Origin of the sequence: Natrialba swarupiae, from assembly GCF_008245225.1 — an archaeon.
GTDB classification, from domain to species: Archaea; Halobacteriota; Halobacteria; order Halobacteriales; family Natrialbaceae; genus Natrarchaeobius; species Natrarchaeobius swarupiae.
Window position 1 is genome coordinate 38,915 of the sequence record NZ_VTAW01000017.1, and the last position, 18,704, is coordinate 57,618.

Below are 18,704 nucleotides of genomic sequence, written 5' to 3' on the forward strand. Positions count from 1 at the left end.
TGACCCGGCCGTTGCAGGCGGCAGTTCCTTTTCCCGACTGCCGGAACGAGACCGTATGTGCGCCACCTTCTCGGAAGACGATCAGGGAAAGACGGTCGAGAACGCACGCGGTGACTCCGTCGGGACGATCGCAGCCGTCGAGGGAACGGTCGCGTACGTCCGACCGAAACAGGGGATGCTCGATACGATCAAGTCGACGATCGGCTGGGACAGCAGGACCGAGAAGTCGATCCCGCTCACGGCGGACTCCGTCACCGCGATATCCGACGAGGCGGTCCGACTCGAAGGAGCGCTCGAGGATACGAAACCTGACGGCACGAACGCTGGAACCGACGACGAGACGGGCGTCGATCGGACGAACCCCGCAGGCGAGCCAGGCGGACAAGACGAGACCGAACACTCGGACGGGCGAAGCGGCGAATCGGACTCGAACGATAGTAGCACGGAGTCAGAGGAGGCACACGACCGCGGCCTCGAGGCAGACCCGACGGAACTGACCGACGACGACTCGGGCCTCGAGGTTCATCCCGACGACCGGAACGACGCAGCCGTCGATTCAACCGACGAAAAAGAGTGATTCGGACTACCGTTCCAACGTTTCGGGGCGATTGCAGCCCGAGTCACAACCGCGCGGAACCGACGAACAGCGGTCCGTACGACAGCATCGTCGTGACGCTGTATCGGTGGCTCTATCGTCGCTACTGCACGTCGATGCACACCTGATCGCCAGACAGATCGTCGATCAGTGTGTACATCGGTACAGTTGTTACCGTCGCGAAGACTCGGACGCGGGCCGTAGACGGGTCGTCAGTACATTTACCACGACGGTTCCTGTACTCCCGGGTATGGGTTCCGAAGGAGAGCGAGAGTTGATCCGTGAGACGGTCGCGGCGTTCGTCGATCGCGAGGTCGAACCCGCGGTGGCGGAGGCCGACACCACCCAGACGTTCCCGGAAGACGTCTGGGATGGCCTCGCGGAGATCGGTCTCACCGGGCTCACAATCCCCGAGGAGTACGGTGGGTTCGACGCCGACCGCGTGACCGAAAGTATCGTCAACGAGGAACTCGGTGCGGGTCACCTCTCGCTCGCGACGGCGCTCTCGGTCCACTGTCTGGCGGCTTCCTGCATCCGGGAGTTCGGCTCCGAAACTCACCGGGAAGAGTGGCTCCCGGCGATGTCCGAGGGGAGACCCGTCGGTGCGTTCGCACTGTCGGAGGCCGAGGCTGGCTCGAACCCCGCGGAGATGACCACCGAGGCCCGACTCGAGGGCGACGAGTACGTCATCGACGGCCGAAAACAGTGGATCACGAACGGCGAGCGCTCGGGCGTGGTGATCCTCTTCGCGAAAGTCGACCGCGACGACTCCGACACGATCACGCAGTTTCTCGTCCCGAAAGACGCCGACGGGCTCACAGTCGGCAAGAAAGAGGACAAACTCGGTCTGCGAGCGAGCGATACGACGGCGCTGATCCTCGAGGACGTCCGAATCCCCGAGGAGAACCGGCTGACGCCGGTCGGCGAGGGGTTGAAGGCGGCCTTTTCGACGCTGACCGGCGGCCGGATCGCGATCGCAAGTCAGGCCGTCGGCGTCGCACGGTCGGCGCTCGAGGACGCCCTCGACTACGCGGAGGAACGCGAGCAGTTCGGTCGACCGATCGCGGACCACCAGGCGATCGGGCACAAACTCGCGGAGATGGGGACGAACGTCCGGGCGGCCAGATTGCTCACCCGCGACGCCGCACGCAAGAACGAGAACGGCGTCGATCCGATGGCCGCGAGCATGGCGAAGTTCTTCGCGAGTGAAACGGCAGTCGAGGTGGCCAACGAGGCGGTCCAGATCCACGGCGGCTACGGCTACACGACCGACTTCGACGTCGAACGCTACTACCGCGACGCCAAGATCACGACGATCTACGAGGGAACGAGCGAGATTCAAAAAGATATTATCGCCGGTCACCTCCGAGAGTGACTTCGGTCGTCACCCAGGGAAGATATCGTCTGCATCGGACGGCACACTCCGATCACAGACACGTGCTATCACGTCGTGCGGTGTGGTACCAACACTTTAGGCTCGTCCCGTCCACTGATACGGTATGTTCGACCAGGACGACCTCGAGGGAATCCGCGGAGCGCGCAAGCGGTGGAAAGAAGAGACGCTCGAGCCGTTTCTCGAGGCCCACGGCGAACGCCGCGACCGGTTCGCGACGGTGTCGAATCACGAGGTCGACCGGCTCTACACGCCGGAAGACGTCGCGGACATGGAGTACGAGGAAGACCTCGGATTCCCCGGCGAACCGCCGTACACGCGAGGGCCGTACCCGACGATGTACCGCGGTCGGACGTGGACGATGCGTCAGTTCGCCGGCTTTGGCACCGCCGAGGAGACGAACGAGCGGTTTCACTACCTCATCGAGCAGGGCCAGACGGGGCTCTCGACGGCGTTCGACATGCCGTCGCTGATGGGGATCGACTCCGACCACGCGATGAGCGAGGGCGAAGTCGGCACGGAGGGCGTCGCCGTCGACACCCTCCGGGATATGGAGATCCTCTTCGACGGCATCGACCTCGGCGAAGTGTCGACGTCGTTTACGATCAACCCCTCCGCACCGGTGATCTACGCGATGTACGTCGCACTCGCCGACCGGCAGGGCGTTCCCCGCGAGGAGATCCGCGGCACCCTCCAGAACGACATGTTAAAGGAGTTCATCGCCCAGAAGGAGTGGGTGATCCCCCCAGAACCGTCCCTCGAGGTCGTCACCGACACGATCGAGTTCGCCGTCGACGAGACACCGACGTTTCACCCGATCTCGATCTCGGGCTATCACATCCGGGAAGCCGGCTCGACCGCCGCCCAGGAGGCCGCGTTCACGCTCGCCGACGGCTTCGCGTACGTCGAGGACTGCCTCGAGCGCGGGCTGGACGTCGACGACTTTGCACCGCTTCTCTCCTTTTTCTTCAACGCCCACAACTCCATCTTCGAGGAGATCGCGAAGTTTCGTGCGACTCGACGGGTCTACGCCCGCGTGATGGCCGACCGATACGGCGCATCGAAGCCGCAATCGCGACGACTGAAATTCCACACACAAACCGCCGGCCAGTCGCTGACCGCCCAGCAACCCTTGAACAACATCGTCCGAACCACCGTTCAGGCGCTGGCCGGTGTCTTCGGTGGCACCCAGTCACTGCATACGAACAGTTTCGACGAGGCGCTGGCGCTCCCGACGGAGAAGGCGGTCCGCGTCGCGCTACGGACTCAGCAGATCATCGCCGAGGAGTCCGGTGCGGCCGATATCGTCGACCCGATGGGCGGAAGCTACGCGATCGAGGCGCTCACCGAGGAGATGGATACGAAGATTATGGCCTATCTCGAGGAGATCGAGGAGGTGGGCGACGGTTCGATTCGCGACGGCGTCCTGGTGGGTATCGAACAGGGCTACTTCCACCGCGAGATCCAGGACGCGAGCTACGAGTACCAGCGGCGGGTCGAACGCGGCGAGGAGGTCGTCGTCGGCGTCAACGAGTACACGATCGACGAGGATACTGCCCCGGAGATCCACCAAGTCGACGAGACGACTCGCGACCGCCAGCTCGAGCGTCTCGAACGCGTCAAAGCCGAACGCGACGATGCGGCGGTCGAGGATACCCTCGAAGCGTTATCAGACACGATCGAGGCGGGAGAGAACGTCATGCCGCCGATCGTCGACGCGGTGAAGGCGTATGCGACGATGGGCGAGATCATGCAGGTACTCGAGGACCACCACGGATCGTACCAGGAGACGGCCAGCCCGGTCTAACGTTTTGCTGTTGGGCCAAACGTATGCCCAAATGTATATCACGTCTCTCTGTGGAGACATATCATGGATAGACGATCACTTCTCGTAGAAACGGCCGTGGTGCTCCCGGTCGTCGGTGCGTTGGCCGGCTGTCTCGACGACGAGGGCACGGGGAACGACGCTCGTGACGACGAACCCGGTGTTGACGAACCAGAAAACGCCGAAACAGTACCGGAGACGGCATCCGACGACGAACCGGTCGACACCGTGGATACCGAGAGCGAAGAGACCAGCGACGGTTCGACGAGCGCCGACGATTCGGCGAACGAGTACGACCTCGAGCCGCCGGATCCGGAGACAGCGACCATCGATCTCTTGCCGGATACCGACGAGTGGCCACTCCAGGAAACGAACGACGTCTCGGTCGCCTATCTCGAGGCAAACGAAGGAACCGAAGGCCGGTATCTGGCCGGCGACGACGACTACTCCTTTCACGTCCTCCGCCACGACGACCCATCGACAGCGGAGTATACCGCGAACTCGACGTACGGAAACTATCAGATGTCGTTTGGCTTCGGCGTCTTCACCTTCGCGATGTTGGGTTCGGACGGAGAGACCGCACACGACCTCCTGATCGCCTCCCCCGGCCTGGACCGGGAGGTCGTCGAAGGCGAAGTGCCACTCGCCTCCGCGCCGCCTTGAAAATCTCCGGTATTTTGTCGAAGACCGGCACACTGGAGAGACGGGCGATGGCTATCCGCTTACTTACCGCAACGGCAACTTTTTCAGTTGTGCTGGATAGATCGAAGACGAAATGGACCTTCAGATCGACGGAAACGCGGCACTGGTAACGGCATCCTCGAGCGGACTCGGAAAGGCATCGGCGACGGCGCTCGCCCGCGAAGGGGTAGACGTCGTGATCAACGGACGGGACGAGGATCGGCTCGCAGCGGCGAGAGACGAGATCGCGGACGTCGCGACGGGCGAAGTGATCGCACAGCAGGGAGACCTCACCGACGAAGACGAGATCGCGGCGCTCGTCGAGACGACCGTCGGCGAGTTCGGCGGACTCGACCACCTCGTGACGAGCGCCGGCGGACCGCCGTCGGGACCGTTTCTCGAGACCGACGACGAGGATTGGTATGCAGCATACGATCTGCTCGTGATGAGCGTCGTTCGTCTCGCACGCGAAGCCGAACCCCACCTGCAGGAGGGAGAGGGCGGTACGATCGTCAACATCACCTCCCGGAGTGTAAAAGAGGCGATCGACAGCCTCGTGTTGTCGAACTCGGTTCGGATGAGCGTCATCGGCCTCGAGAAGACGCTCTCTCAGGAGTTCGCACCCGACGTGCGCGCAAACGCCGTCCTCCCTGGGCCGCACGAAACCGCACGGATCGAGGAACTCGTCGAGCAGGGTGTCGAGCGCGGCGAGCACGACTCCTACGAACAGGGGATCGAAGACGTCGCGGACAATCCGCTGGAACGGGTCGGCGATCCGATGGAACTGGGCGATACCGTCGCTTTCCTCTCCTCGCCCCGATCGGGATTCATCAACGGACAGAGCATCGTAATCGACGGCGGAACGACGGGGGCGAACCTATGAGTGGGTTCGTATCGCCCGGTAGAGACCGATGAAGTACCTCGCTCGCACCCTCGAGGGGCGTCCACTACTCGGGAGCGAGGACGGCTTCGTCCCGCTTTCTGCTGCGGATCCGGATCTCACCACGGCCATAGAGGCACTTTCGCGCGCGGCCGACGGTGGACTCCCCGATGTCGCCGACGCCCCGGCGGAGCCGGTCGACCGGGAGTCCATCCAGTTCGGCCCGCCGCTGGCCGAGTTCGGCAAACTCTGGGGGATCGGCCTCAACTACGCCGAACACGCCGGGGATCTCGACGAGGCACGGCCGGATGCACCCGCGAGTTTCTTCAAGCCGACGAGCGCCATCACCGGTCCGGGTGGCCCGATACGGCTCCCGCCAGTCGAACGGACCGACCGTGTCACGGCGGAGGCCGAACTCGCCGTCGTAATCGGTCGAACGTGTCGGGATCTCGATGATGGTGCGGTCGACGACGTAATCGCCGGCTACCTTCCCGTCCTCGATATGACCGCCGAGGACGTCCTCCAGCGAAACCCGCGCTTTCTGACGCGCGCGAAGAGCTTCGATTCGTTTCTCGTCGTCGGGTCGGCCATCGCCGTCCCCGAAACACCGCTCGCGCTCGAGGAGTTGTCGGTCAAGACGGTCGTCAACGAACGGGTCGTGGCGGAAAACCGGATCGAGAACATGCTGTTCCCGCCGCGTGAACTGGTCGCGTTTCACTCCGGCGTCGCCACGCTCGAACCCGGTGACGTGTTCAGTACGGGGACGCCTGGTGCCGAACCGATCGAACCCGGCGACCACGCACGAGCGGCGGTCGAAACGATCGGTTCGGTCGAGGCACCGGTCGTTCGGTGACGAAGGTCACGCCGCCGCTTGAATTTCGAATATCTCCTCGTACAGACTCGCGGCGAGGTGATCGAGATCTGCCTCGGCCTCGCTTGCGTCCATGGAGTCGCCGACCCCCTGCCACTCGACGGAGAGGCGAGCGATCGGAACGAGCGCGACCCCGCCGACCGTGACGGTGCCGTTCGGTGTCCGAACCGTCCACTCGGTTCGCATCCCCTCGGAGGACCGCGTTACGTCCTCGATCTCCGCACCAGAACTGGCCCACCGTTCGACGAGGCCATCGGTGATCCGGCGGAGCTTTCGTTCGCCGAGAACGTGGACGACGACGCCGATCGCCGCGAGGACGCCGAACGCCGCGACGGCGAACGCGACTCCACCGTACGGGACGTTCAACGACGCCGCGAGCGCGGCGGTGACCCCGACGAAGCCGAGAATTCGACTGTCGAAGGCGTTCGGGACCGTCCCGTTCCAGCCCGTCTCCCTGGCGGGTTGCTCCAATTGCATTCTCACTCGGGCCTCGGGACGGGACGCCGGTAGTTGTTCACCTGTCCAGGTGTGGACTTTATCCCGTACCGTCACTCGTACTCGAGCAGTTCATCGTCGCCGTGTCTCGATCGCAGTTCTTCGAGATACGCTCGTTGTTCCTCGAGTCTGGCGGTCGGTTCCTCGTACGTGTACTCGAACATCTCCCGTGGATCGGCTTCGGCGGTCTCTGCTCGGTCGATCACGGACGCCAGCGTCTCTTCGATTTCGGCTTCGATCTCCTCGATCAGTTCGTCATCGAGGATCCAGCGGTCCCGCAGATACGATTCGAATCTGGTGATCGGATCGCGCTCGCGCCACTCTTCGACTTCGGCTTCGTCACGGTAGACGGACGGATCGTCCGCCGTCGTGTGTGCGCCAAATCGGTACTGAACTGCCTCGATTAGCGTCGGCCGGAGCCGATCGGTGTCCGGATCGATCGCTTTCGTCCGGGCCACGTTCGTGACGACGTACGTCGCGAGCGGGTCCATCCCGTCGACCTGAACGCCGTCGAACCCGTACGCGTCGGCCTTCTGGGCGAACGTCGCGCTCGCGGTCTGGCGCTCCTGTGGAACGGAGATCGCCCACTGGTTGTTGTTACAGAAGAAGATCGTCGGCGTATCGACGACGCCGGCAAAGTTCATCGCCTCGTGGAAATCACCCTCCGACGTCGCGCCGTCGCCGAAGTGGACGACGGTGACGTTCTCCTGATCGTCGAGTTTTTCGGCCCACGACCAGCCGACGGCATGGGGAAGATGGCTCCCGATCGAAATGTTGAGTGGGAAGACACTTACGTCGGCGAGTGCGGCGTTTCCGTCCTCGTGACCCATCCAGTAGAGCAGATACTCCCACGGAAGGTCGCGAGCGACGACGGCTCCGTGTTCCCGGTACTGGTAGGAGATCGTATCGTCGGCCCCGAGGGCGTACGTCGATCCGATCTGGGACCCTTCCTGACCCGCAAGCGAGGCGTACGTCCCTATCCGGCCCTGTCGCTGGAGGCTGATAGCCCGCTCGTCGAAACGGCGGGCAAAGCGCATGTCACGATACATCGAACGCAACGTCTCCGGCTCGAGTTCGGGCTCGAGTTCCGGCGCGACGACGTTTCCGTCGGCGTCGAGCACCCGAACCCTGTCGTCGGGTGCTCGATCGAAGAGATCGTCCTCGAGTACGTCCGGTGTCATATCTTCACTCTCGAACTCGTTCCACATAACAGTAGCTGTGCATGTACTACGGACGTTCAAATAGATAGATTATCAAACATTACTACGGTAGTATTAAAATCATGCCATTTCTGACGCACGGTGGAGGAGCGAGAAGAAAACAGCCATTATAAACCTCAAAACACCATATTTACGGATTCTTGGCGGTAATAACAGACTTGTTACCAGCGACCCAGTATTTAAATACACCGCCGCATAGATGCCTATACGGCCAATTTTATCCTCTCGCGGAATAATTGCGTCTTATAACCAAAATACTACAGACATGTATGTGAATCTGATTACTAGTGGTCAACGAGACGACCGTCTCACGGTCGAACGGTTTGCCAGAAGGATCGTGATCCAAAGATTTAGTATATATTACGAATTCGTACCTGTATGGCCACGAACGCGCTGTTGATCGGGGAACGCACCTTTCCATTTCACGCCATCGACGAGAAGGGTGACGAACTGGTCGATGCAGTCGGCGACGCCGCGGACGTAGAGATCACGACGGACCGAGATGCACTCGAGTCACTCGACGACTACGACGTCCTGATCGATTACATGACCGACAGCGAGTTGACCACCGAACAGATCGATGGACTGGTTTCGTTCGTCCGGAACGGTGGCGCATACGTCGGCGTCCACTGTGCGGCCGATCTAACGAGTACGGTCCCCTCAGACCCCGAGGACGTCGTGGACACGCGACCGGAACCCGATCCACGCCATCGCTCGTTACTCGGCGGGGAGTTTCTCGACCATCCGGCCCAGAGCGAGTTTCACGTGGAGGCTGTCTCCGATCATCCGGTTACAGCCGGCGTCGATTCCTTCGACGTCTACGACGAACCGTACCAGGTCGACGTCGACGCCACCGTCGACGTGCTCGCGCGTATGGAACACTCTGAGTTAAAGAACTACCCCGTCGCCTGGGTTCGGACCGACGGAGACGGCCGCGTCTGCTACATCTCACTCGGACATACGGACGAATCGCTTCGCAGTTCCGGCTTTCGACAGCTTCTGCGCAACGCGATTACGTGGGCGACCGACGGCTAACAGCGGCTCTCCGACACTCCACACCGCATGAAACCGGTCACCGTTCGGGACTCGTTATTCGTTTTTCGGTCTCCTCGGCCGAATCCAGGTCTTTCGTTCGAAGCGAATCACCCGTCTCCGCGTCGAAGAGATACACGTTGTCGTCGTCGAATCCAAGCAGAATATCGTCCCCGGCCGAGAGTCGGTGCTGACTGTCGACACGTGCTCTGATCTCTGCGTCGCCGACCTGGGCGTAGACCACGTTTTCGTCACCCATCGCCTCGACCACAGTTACCGTCACGTTGAACCCGCTTTCAGCGCCGACCACCAGATCCTCCGGTCGAATCCCGACGGTACACCGGTTCCGGTCGCCGAGGGCCTCCGCGATCGACGACGCCTCCGAATGATAGACGAAATCCGCGTCGCCGTTGAACGTCACTGTATCGCCGTCGCTCGAGACCGTCGCCTCGAGGAAGTTCATGCTCGGACTGCCGAGGAATCCAGCGACGAACTGGTTGGTCGGATTGCGGTAGACGTCCTCCGGCGGACCACACTGCTGGAGTTCGCCGTCGTTGAGGACGGCGACCCGATCGCTCATCGCCATCGCCTCGGTCTGGTCGTGGGTGACGTAGACCGAGGTGATCCCGAGTTGTTGCTGGAGTTCCATGATCTCCTTTCGCATGCTGTCTCGGAGTTTGGCGTCGAGATTCGAGAGCGGTTCGTCGAGTAAGAACACCGATGGCTCCCGAATGATCGCACGGCCGAGCGCCACACGTTGTTGTTGGCCTCCGGAGAGGTCACTCGGCTTCTTTGGAAGGAGATCCTCGATACCGAGCATTTCGGCCGTCTCTTCGACCATCGATGCGATCTCGCTTTCGGGAATGTCCGTCGAGAGACGGAGTCCAAAGCCGATGTTGTCCCGAACGCTCATGTGGGGATACAGCGCGTAGTCCTGGAACACCATCGCGATATCTCGGTCGCGAGCGCGCAGGTCAGTTACGTCTTCGTCTCCGAACTCGATCGTACCGGTGGTGACGTCCTCGAGACCGGCGATCATTCGCAACGTCGTCGTCTTCCCACAACCACTCGGTCCGACGAACACGAGAAACTCACCCTCCTGGATCTCGAGGTCCATGTCGTTGACGGCACAGATCTCGCCCCCCTCCGAATCGTAAATCTTGTTCACACTGTCAAGTTCGATCGACGTCATCTATACACACATCCAGTCTCCTGGATAATGAATATACCGGAGATCGACCGAACGAATGCGGTGATCGGACCCTCATACGGATTGCCGTCCCGATTTCCCGGCACACGGGTCGCCGGTTGAAGCATTAGTGAACAAGAACCCGTATCACTCCCCGCCCTGGGCGAGTCAGTTCGACGTCCAAAAAATCGTCCGGAGTCGCGTGTCCGTTACGGCTGGTACGCGGTTCCGGCGAATCCCCTCACGAAGTACTTCTGCAGGAGCAAGAACAGTATCGTGATGGGGATGATCGCGAGCGCCGTAGCGACCATGATCTGATCGAAGTAGAGTCGGTGTTGACCGACGAGGCGCTCGATCGCCAGCGGAATGGTGAACAGTTCCTCGCTGGTGAGGACCACCAGCGGGTAGAGGAACGCGTTCCACTGGAACAGAAAGAGGATGACCGCGAGCGCGGCCAGTGCGGGTTTTACCGACGGCAACGCGATCCGGTAGTAGAGCTGGAACTCGGAGGCGCCATCGATCCGCGCAGAGTCGAGCCACGAGTCGGGGATCGACTTCATGCTCTGGCGCATGAGGAAGATACCGACCGGGTTCGCCGCGAACGGCAGGATAAGCGCGATGTGCGTATCGAGCAGACCGAAGTTCGCCATCAGGAGGAACAGCGGAATAATCATGATCTGGACCGGCAACACGACCGTCGCCAGGATGAAGTAGAAGAGGTACTCCTTGTAAGCGAACTCGTATTTCGCGAACGCAAAGCCCGCGAGCGAGCAGAGGAACAGCGAGAGGACGGTGTACACCGTCGCGACGAAGATGCTGTTCCAGATCGACAGCAGATACGGGAACCGATCGCGGAGATCCGCGAGGTTCTCGAAGAAGTGGGTTCCAGGGAGGAACCGCGGCGGGTACGTGAAGAACTGATCCTGTGGCAACGTCGCGCCGACGATCATCCAGTAAAACGGGACGAGCGTCAACACGATGACGATCAGAAGCGAGATGTAGACGCCGAACTGAACCGGCAGATCCGGTTTCTTGGAAGCGACCGACATTAGTCTTCACCCCCAATTTTCATCTCGATGATCGACAGTGCCGTGACGACGCCGACGAGTACGTACGTGAGCGCGCTGGCGTAACCGAGGTTGAAGTAGACGAACGCCTGATCATAGATGTAGTAGAGGATCGTGATCGTCGAGTTGCTCGGACCACCCTCGGTAATGATGAACGGCTCAGAGAACAGCTGCATTGAGCCGACCGTCGAGAGGACGATCACGAACAGCAACATCGGTTTGAGCTGTGGCACGGTCACGTACCGGAACTTCTGCCAAGCGCTCGCGCCGTCGATTTCGGCCGCCTCGTAGAGCCGACCGGGGATGTTCTGTAAGCCTGCAAAGAGGATCAACATGTTGTACCCCATCCAGCGCCAGTCGAGCGTGATCGCCAGCATGACGCGTGCCCACCAGCGATCTGACTGCCAGGCGATCGGTTCGAACCCGACGAGTTGGATAACGTAGTTTGCGAGCCCGAACTGCTCGGAGAAGATCATCAGGAAGATCGTCGAGTACGCGACGAAGTTCGCGGAGACGGGAAGCGCGATCAGCGTGCGCTGCAGTCCCGAGAGCTTGATGAACGACGCGTTAAGCGCGAGCGCGACGCCAAGCGAAACCAGGACCATCAGCGGCATCTGGAACACGGTGATGATGACGGTGTTCCACATCGACAGCCAGAACAGTCCGTCACCGACCATCCGGGTATAGTTCTCGAGACCGACGAACTCGACGTTCGAGATGCGCGGAACTTCGACCGCGAACACACCCAGGTCGATCGCAAACAGGAACCCCTCTCCGACTCCGTGATACTCGAAGAACGAGAGGTAGAGCGTGTAGACGACAGGGAACGCTAAAAACACTGCAAAAAATATGAAGAATGGGAGGATGTACAGATACGGCACTCCCGGGAAGGAGGGGAGTGAATCTCGAACGCGATTTCGAGCGATTCGCCCCTCCGTTCGAACCGCCTGTATACTACTGTGTTCTCGTATTGACATTGAATACCTGTTCAGGCGGTGTCGAGGCCGGTACGATCGGCGACGGCCTCCTGGGCCTGTGCACCGATCTCGTTGGGCGCGACGTTACCCTGGAGGACCTCTTCGAGCTGCGTTTCCATCTCGTCTAAGACCTCGGCGTGTTCTTCGTGGTATCGGAGCTCCGGAACTTCTTCGGCGACCTCGAGGATCAGTTCGTAGCTCTGGCCGTCGAAGTACTCCTGGGGCTCCTCCCAGAAGGAGTCGCTGTACGTTTCCTCGTTCGCGGGGAAGACGCCAGCTTCGGTTCCCAGCATCATACAGCGCTCGGTGTCGGTGAGGAAGAACTCCGCGAAGTCGTACGCTCGTGCGATCTCGGCGTCGTCGAGCTGACTCGCGAAGACGACGCTCGAGCCACCGTGGTTCGACGCTCGGGCGTCGCCGTCGTGGAGTGCCGGACAGCGGTGCATTCCCCAGTTGCCGTCCTGCCCTTCGAGGGAATCTTCCAGCGCACCGGCCATCCAGGCGCCGGAGGTGACGGTCGCGTACCGATCGTCGTTGAGCGCCGCGAACCAGCTTTCGGTGAACTCGTCGGTTCTATCCATCACGTCGGCCTCGTAGAGATCGAGCATGACCTCCGCGATCTCGGCCGTCGCGTCCGTGTCGATGTTGAGCGCACCGTCCTCGGTGTAGATCTGCTCGCCCTTCTGGCGGTAGAAGATCTCCCAGCGGATGCCGAGCATCTCCGGTGCCCACGAGAGAACGAACTGGTCGTCGTCGAGTTCCTCACCTAGATCGATGAGGTCGTAGTAGGTCTCGATGTCCTCAGGTGCGAAACCGGCCTGGTCGTACATGCTCCGATTGTAGAAGGTGACGACCGGCGCGGTGTCCATCGGGAGGCCGTAGATACCGTCGCCGTCGAAGCCTTCGATCGGCGCCCACTTCCAGTCGACGAAGACGTCCTCCGCGCCGTCGCTCATCATTCCGGAGATATCCGCGAGGCCACCGCGGGCGATCATCCCTGGCGTGTCACGGCCCTCCTGGATACCGATCGAGGGCGCGCCCTGGCCGGACGCCACGGCGGTGTTGTACTGGGAGATGTTCTCGTCGAAGCCCAGTTCCTCGATGTTGATCGTGACGCCGTCGTTCTCCGCGGTATATTCGTCGGCAGCGGCCTCCCACGCGGGAGGAAGCGTGCCGTGGGTCCAGACGTTGATTTCGTCGGCCATCTCGCCGTTACCGCCGTTGCCGCCGTTACCGCCGTTGCCACCGTTACCACCGTTGCCGCCGTTACCACCGTTACCGCCGTTGTCGTCGGTACTGATACAACCGGCAATCAGTACTGTTCCTGCTCCCATCGATCCCAGCAGCTGTCGTCGCGACACTGGTGCCATACCATTACGTGACATACGAAAAAGATTGTGTGGGTTAACCCACTTAAACATTTCTAAAACGATCAATATCCTAACCAGGCGAGTATAAATTTCTCGGTCGAACTTGTGGTTTTAATCTAGCTTCGGCACCACCTGTTCGAATGGTCGAATGCGCGTTCGGGCGCGTGTGTACAACTGGGGGTCAAGTTCCAGGCGGACGTGTCGAGTACGAAAATATAAGTATTGTGCCTCGAAATGGACGACAATGCGTTCAGAATCGGATACGCCCGCGTTTAGAGATGGTGATATCGACCTCGAGACTCGCGTCGACGACCTCGTAGAGCGGATGACGCTCGCCGAGAAGGCCGGTCAGGTGACCGGGACGTGGGGTGGGAATTTTCGACACGAGAACGACGTCGACGATCTGAAGACGGCGATCTCCGAGGCACACGTCGGGGCGGCTGCTCCGTTCGGCTGGGGGTCCGGGATCACGAGGGATCCCGCCGAAGCAGCCGCGATCGTCAACGAACTCCAGCGTCACGCGATGGAGGAGACGCGACTGGGTATTCCGCTGTTGTTCAACGTCGATGCCGTCCACGGTCACGCCTACATTACCGGGGCGACGGTCTTTCCAAACGGACTCGGTGCCGCCGCGACCTGGGATCCCGAGGGCGTCGAGAAGGCCGCCTCGGTAACGGCGAGTGAAGTTCGGGCGACGGGCGCACACCAGAACTACAGCCCGACGACGGACGTCGCCCGCGACCCGCGGTGGGGACGGGCGTTCGAAACCTTCGGCGAGAGCCCACACCTCGTCGGCGAACTGGTCGCCGCGAAAGTTCGTGGCTATCAGGGATCGGGAGTCGGCGACCCCGAGGGCGTCGTCGCGACTGCGAAACACTTCCCGGCGTACAGTGAACCCGAACGCGGCGAAGACGCCGCACCCGTCGACGTCTCCGAGTACAAACTCCGGAACACGTTCGTCGCGCCTTTCGAGCGTGCACTCTCGGAGGACGTCCGCTCTGTCATGCCATCGTACAACTCGATCAACGGCGAGCCATCCCACGGCTCGGTCTCGCTCCTTCGGTCGTTGCTCCGCGACGAACTCGGATTCGACGGGCACGTCGTCTCCGACTGGGACGGCATTCGGCACCTCTTCGAGGATCACGGGACGGCCCACAATCACGCGAGCGCCGTCAAACAGGCCCGACAGGCAGGTCTCGACATCGCCTCCGTCGGCCACATCGAGCACGCCGATCGTGTGATCGAACTGGTCGAGGACGGTGACCTGACCGAGGATGCACTCGATACGAGCGTTCGACGCGTGCTCCGCCTGAAGTTCGAACTCGGGCTGTTCGAGGAGCCGTTCGTCGACGAGGAGGCGGTCACGGAGACGCTCGGCAACGACGATCACCGCGAGGTCGCACGCCAGTCGGCGCGTGACAGCATGACGCTTCTGAAAAACGACGACCTCCTCCCGCTGTCCGGCGACGAGGACGTCTTCGTCGGCGGCCCAAACGCCGACGACATGGTCCACCAACTCGGCGGCTGGAGCGTCGACGACGACGACGGTATTCCCGGGGAGACGATCCTCGAGGCGATCTCGGCGTCGACGTCCGGAACCGTCACGCACGCCCAGGGGACGACGCTCAACGAGACGATGGACGTCGACGATGCCGTCGAGAAGGCAGCCGCGGCCGACGTGGCGGTTCTCGCACTCGGCGAAGGGTGGTACCTCCACGAGTTCGGCCCCGCCGAGCAGGCTGGCGTCGAAACCGGCGAGTGGCCGACCCGAACCGGACTTCGGCTCTCAGCGCCACAGCGTGAACTCGTTCAGCGAGTACACGAAACCGACACCCCGGTCGTCGGCGTGCTCGTGACCGGCCGCCCACTCGTCGTCGACTGGATGGCCGAACACGTCCCCGCGATCCTCATGGCGTACTTCCCGGGGACCGAAGGCGGCGTCGCGATTGCGGAGACGCTGTTCGGCGAGAACGATCCGAGCGGTCGGCTTCCGATCACGATCCCGAGTTCGACCGATGCGCTCCCCCAGACGTTCGACCATCTGGTCCACCCGACTCCGATCGGCGACCACGAACACCCCGACTCGTACGATCCGCTGTATCCGTTCGGCCACGGCCTTAGCTACACGACGTTCGAGACCGACGACCTCGCCGTCGCGTACGATACCGACGCCGACGCGGTTACCGTCGAGGTCGACGTCTCCAACGTCGGGGATCGAACTGGAACGGAGACCGTCCAGATCTACGCGCGCCAGCTCCAGGCGTCCCGCGTTCGACCGAACCGCTCGCTCGTCGGCTTCGACCGCGTGACTGTAGAGCCGGATGAGACCGTGAGGGCGACCGTCGAGCTACCGATGGCCGCCTTCGAGTACCACGTCCCGAACGTCGGCACTATCCTCGAGCCGGGTCCGTACCGAATCGACATCGACGACCACTCCGAGACCGTCGAGTTGCCCGAGGACGCATAAGCCTCCGCCGACACCCCGAGGACGTATAACACTCCGCCGGCGAAGCGAACCATTATCTAACTGCCACCACAGATGGTAGCCCATGGATCGAAGCAGGCTTCGCACGGCGCTCGAGGAAGGGGGGTTGACCTCCTATCAGACCGACGCCTATCTGACCCTGTTGGATCGTGGTATGGCCTCCGTGACGGAAGTCGCGAACAACTCCTCGATCCCGTCCTCACAGATCTACGACGTGCTTCGTGCCCTCGAGGACAAGGGGTACATCGAGACGCTCGAGCAGGATACGCTCCACGCACGCCCGGTCGATCCCGAACACGTCCTGGAGGATCTGCGCGAGCGCGGATCGCTGCTGGTCGAGGCGGCCGACGAGATCGAAGAGCGCTGGCAACGGCCGGAGATGAGCGACCACTACATGACCGTGTTCAAAAGCGAGGATACGGTCGTGAGACGTGCCAAAGAACAGATCGACGAGGCCGAGATCGGCATCGAAGTCGCGTGCCAGATCGAACAGTTCGAGCGGTTGAAACCCAACCTGAAGGCGGCTAAAGAACGGGGAGTTGTTATCAAGATCGTCGTCTACTGCCCGAACGATCCCAGCGAGCTGCTCGAAGAGAATCTGGAGCCGTACGCCTCGGAGGTGCGGGCGTGTTACATCCCCGGGCCGTTCGTCGCCGTTATCGATCACACGAAGACGTGTTATACGCCAAATATGCGGCCCAGCGAACCGTTCGGGCTCGTCTTCGACGATCCGCTCCTCTCGTTTATCTTTCACTGGTTCTTCCAGATCTGCCAGTGGGCGATCTGGGAGCCGATCCTCCCGCGTCACGATCCACCGACGTCGTACGTGAGCATTCAGGGGTTCATCCGCGACATCGGACCGCTCTTTCTGGAGGGAGCGAGCCTCGAGATCAGCGTCGAGGGAATCGTCCCCGAGACGGGCGAGGACCGAACGATTTCCGGGACGATCACCGAGGTCGTCTATCCGGGCCGGTACCGCAACGAGTTGCCGACGTACGAACGCCTCGGCGGCAAGGCAGCCATGGCCATCACGACTACGGACGGGACGTACACCATTGGCGGGTGGGGTGCGGTGTTCGAGGACCTCGCTGCAAAGGTGATCACCCTCGAGAACATCACCCTCCCCCATCGCTTGACTGAATAACCCGATCTCGTTCGATCGATTTCGTTCTGCGGGCCGCGGTCAACCCGTTGCCAGGATTTCGTGTTCGGTGTAGCCGTCCGTCTTGACCACGCCGAAGGGAGAGATCGGCTCGTCAATCCCGGTATTCGACGGAACCCGGATGAATGGATATTATATAGTGAAGCTGATAGGAGATAATATACGGACGAAATATGTGAAAAAACCCGACTCGAGGCACCCATAAATATTGTCTATCCATCATGTAGTCCCCAAAATAACCTAAAAAAGATATGTTTGTACCAGTACCATAAAAGGGTAGTATTGATACAAAGTGCAGATACGAGACGTCATAAGCCAGTATAACCACGACAAGCGACACCAGCAATCATACTTCTAAAATACTATTTTCTATTGATCAAATCAACCATCGAATGTTTCCTCGAGCACAAATTTACAAAAGTATGTCCGTAATCTACCGGTCGACATCTCATCCACCCAGGACGTTTGACGAGACTCGCGTGATTTAAATCTGTACTGTTGTAAATCAACCGGTGTATCGTCGACCACAGCCAATCCTCCCGCTCAGGGCGGTCGGGGGTGGGTGTTTATTCCGTTGTGCAAACATAAGTAGTATGAATGCAAATCGTCATCAGCTGACGATCGGGATCGTCGGGTTAGGGACCCACGGGACGAATCACACGCAGGCGCTCAGGCAACTGGGACACGACCTGGTCGGTACCGACGCGGACCCAACTATCCGCACAGAGTTCGAAGCTCAGTTCGGCGCGGAAACCGTCGAACACCCATCGACTCTCTTCGAAGAAGCGATCGACGCCTACACGTTCGATGGTGAACGGGTGTTCTCCCGCAAAGAATTAATCTCGATCGATACCCAGGCGAGTCGCCGCCGTGACGGCGGTTCCGGACGACGCGTTCGGCGACGTCCCCCCCGAGTGGGTGTTCGTCAGAACCGAGTTCCACCCGGTCGACGACGCCGAGAGCTACCCCGACTTCGCCTTCGTCGAGTCGTTCAAACACCTCGAACTGCCAGAACCCGATATCACCGTCGACGTCGAGGGTACCGACGTCGTCCTCGAGACCACCGACGCGGCGCTGTTCGTCGCCGTCGACGCCTCGCCGCTCTCGGGGCACTTCTCTGATAACTACGTCCACCTCACCCCCGGAGAGCCCGTTCGACTCTCCTCCCAGGGAGCGGCCAGCGAGAGCGAACTCGAGGAGGCGGTGTCGGTTCGAAGCCTCGAATCGACGTACTGAGCGCGAGCACGGATCGCGTGGGTTATCTCCACGCCGTGTCCGACCGTTTCCTGTAACTATCGACGACGCCTCCCACGGAGAAACGGCGATTCCGTTCGGACGTGGGCAACGACGGATTACGGAACGCACCGACCTCGACCTGAGTACGATTGAACCGAACGGTGGCGACGAGGCCACCGATCTGGGGTAACGAGAAACTCGGACGACATCCTCGAGAGGCTATCGC

Annotated in this window: 16 protein-coding genes; 10 read left to right on the forward strand and 6 right to left on the reverse strand. The window is 61.1% G+C overall.

The window, feature by feature from the left end:
• The first annotated feature begins 55 nt into the window (after positions 1–55).
• From FYC77_RS13285 to FYC77_RS13310, 6 genes are all read left to right on the forward strand, one after another.
• Positions 56–577: a hypothetical protein gene (locus tag FYC77_RS13285; RefSeq protein ID WP_149081982.1), complete on the forward strand. Its 522-nt coding sequence runs from the start codon at positions 56–58 to the stop codon at positions 575–577.
• Between the two features lie 268 nt (positions 578–845).
• A complete protein-coding gene (locus FYC77_RS13290; protein ID WP_149081983.1) occupies positions 846–1,970 on the forward strand; it encodes an acyl-CoA dehydrogenase family protein in 1,125 nt (374 codons plus the stop codon).
• A 124-nt stretch (positions 1,971–2,094) separates the two neighbouring features.
• Positions 2,095–3,795, forward strand: coding sequence for an acyl-CoA mutase large subunit family protein (locus tag FYC77_RS13295; protein ID WP_149081984.1), 1,701 nt, complete (start codon positions 2,095–2,097; stop codon positions 3,793–3,795).
• A gap of 63 nt (positions 3,796–3,858) precedes the next feature.
• Positions 3,859–4,476 (forward strand): hypothetical protein, encoded by a 618-nt coding sequence (locus FYC77_RS13300; protein WP_149081985.1) that lies wholly within the window; start codon positions 3,859–3,861, stop codon positions 4,474–4,476.
• 112 nt (positions 4,477–4,588) lie between these two features.
• Positions 4,589–5,377: an SDR family oxidoreductase gene (locus tag FYC77_RS13305; protein WP_149081986.1), complete on the forward strand. Its 789-nt coding sequence runs from the start codon at positions 4,589–4,591 to the stop codon at positions 5,375–5,377.
• Positions 5,378–5,405: 28 nt separating this feature from the next.
• Complete coding sequence (locus FYC77_RS13310) at positions 5,406–6,227, forward strand: fumarylacetoacetate hydrolase family protein (protein WP_149081987.1); 822 nt, start codon at positions 5,406–5,408, stop codon at positions 6,225–6,227.
• Between the two features lie 6 nt (positions 6,228–6,233).
• On the opposite strand, the gene FYC77_RS13315 is transcribed toward FYC77_RS13310, so the two are convergent.
• Together FYC77_RS13315 and pdhA are read right to left on the reverse strand one after the other, a co-directional pair.
• Entirely contained in the window at positions 6,234–6,722 is a 489-nt protein-coding gene (locus FYC77_RS13315; protein ID WP_149081988.1) for a hypothetical protein, read from the reverse strand.
• A gap of 71 nt (positions 6,723–6,793) precedes the next feature.
• Entirely contained in the window at positions 6,794–7,921 is a 1,128-nt protein-coding gene (gene pdhA, locus FYC77_RS13320; protein ID WP_149081989.1) for a pyruvate dehydrogenase (acetyl-transferring) E1 component subunit alpha, read from the reverse strand.
• Positions 7,922–8,338: 417 nt separating this feature from the next.
• On the opposite strand from pdhA, the gene FYC77_RS13325 reads away from it, so the two are divergent.
• Positions 8,339–8,995 (forward strand): ThuA domain-containing protein, encoded by a 657-nt coding sequence (locus FYC77_RS13325; protein WP_149081990.1) that lies wholly within the window; start codon positions 8,339–8,341, stop codon positions 8,993–8,995.
• A gap of 37 nt (positions 8,996–9,032) precedes the next feature.
• Here FYC77_RS13325 and FYC77_RS13330 read toward each other — a convergent pair whose 3' ends face one another.
• The 4 genes from FYC77_RS13330 to FYC77_RS13345 form a co-directional block, all read right to left on the reverse strand.
• Positions 9,033–10,184 carry an ABC transporter ATP-binding protein gene (locus FYC77_RS13330; RefSeq protein ID WP_149081991.1) on the reverse strand — a complete coding sequence of 384 codons (1,152 nt, stop codon included), beginning with the start codon at positions 10,182–10,184 and terminating at the stop codon, positions 9,033–9,035.
• A gap of 206 nt (positions 10,185–10,390) precedes the next feature.
• Positions 10,391–11,230, reverse strand: a complete 840-nt coding sequence (locus tag FYC77_RS13335; RefSeq protein ID WP_149081992.1) for a carbohydrate ABC transporter permease — start codon at positions 11,228–11,230, stop codon at positions 10,391–10,393.
• Positions 11,230–12,087: a carbohydrate ABC transporter permease gene (locus tag FYC77_RS13340; protein WP_200840357.1), complete on the reverse strand. Its 858-nt coding sequence runs from the start codon at positions 12,085–12,087 to the stop codon at positions 11,230–11,232. Before FYC77_RS13340 ends, FYC77_RS13335 begins: the two co-directional genes overlap by 1 nt.
• A 149-nt stretch (positions 12,088–12,236) precedes the next feature.
• Positions 12,237–13,559: an extracellular solute-binding protein gene (locus FYC77_RS13345; protein ID WP_162354530.1), complete on the reverse strand. Its 1,323-nt coding sequence runs from the start codon at positions 13,557–13,559 to the stop codon at positions 12,237–12,239.
• Positions 13,560–13,839: 280 nt separating this feature from the next.
• Between FYC77_RS13345 and FYC77_RS13355 the strand changes: the two genes are divergently transcribed.
• From FYC77_RS13355 to FYC77_RS13365, 3 genes are all read left to right on the forward strand, one after another.
• The gene (locus tag FYC77_RS13355; protein ID WP_149081996.1) at positions 13,840–16,062 is read left to right on the forward strand and encodes a glycoside hydrolase family 3 N-terminal domain-containing protein; all 2,223 of its coding nucleotides are present in this window, start codon (positions 13,840–13,842) and stop codon (positions 16,060–16,062) included.
• 82 nt (positions 16,063–16,144) lie between these two features.
• On the forward strand, positions 16,145–17,224 hold the full coding sequence (locus FYC77_RS13360) for a TrmB family transcriptional regulator (protein WP_149081997.1): 1,080 nt from the start codon (positions 16,145–16,147) through the stop codon (positions 17,222–17,224).
• A gap of 888 nt (positions 17,225–18,112) precedes the next feature.
• Positions 18,113–18,478 (forward strand): glycoside hydrolase family 2 protein, encoded by a 366-nt coding sequence (locus FYC77_RS13365; protein ID WP_149081998.1) that lies wholly within the window; start codon positions 18,113–18,115, stop codon positions 18,476–18,478.
• Positions 18,479–18,704: the final 226 nt, after the last annotated feature.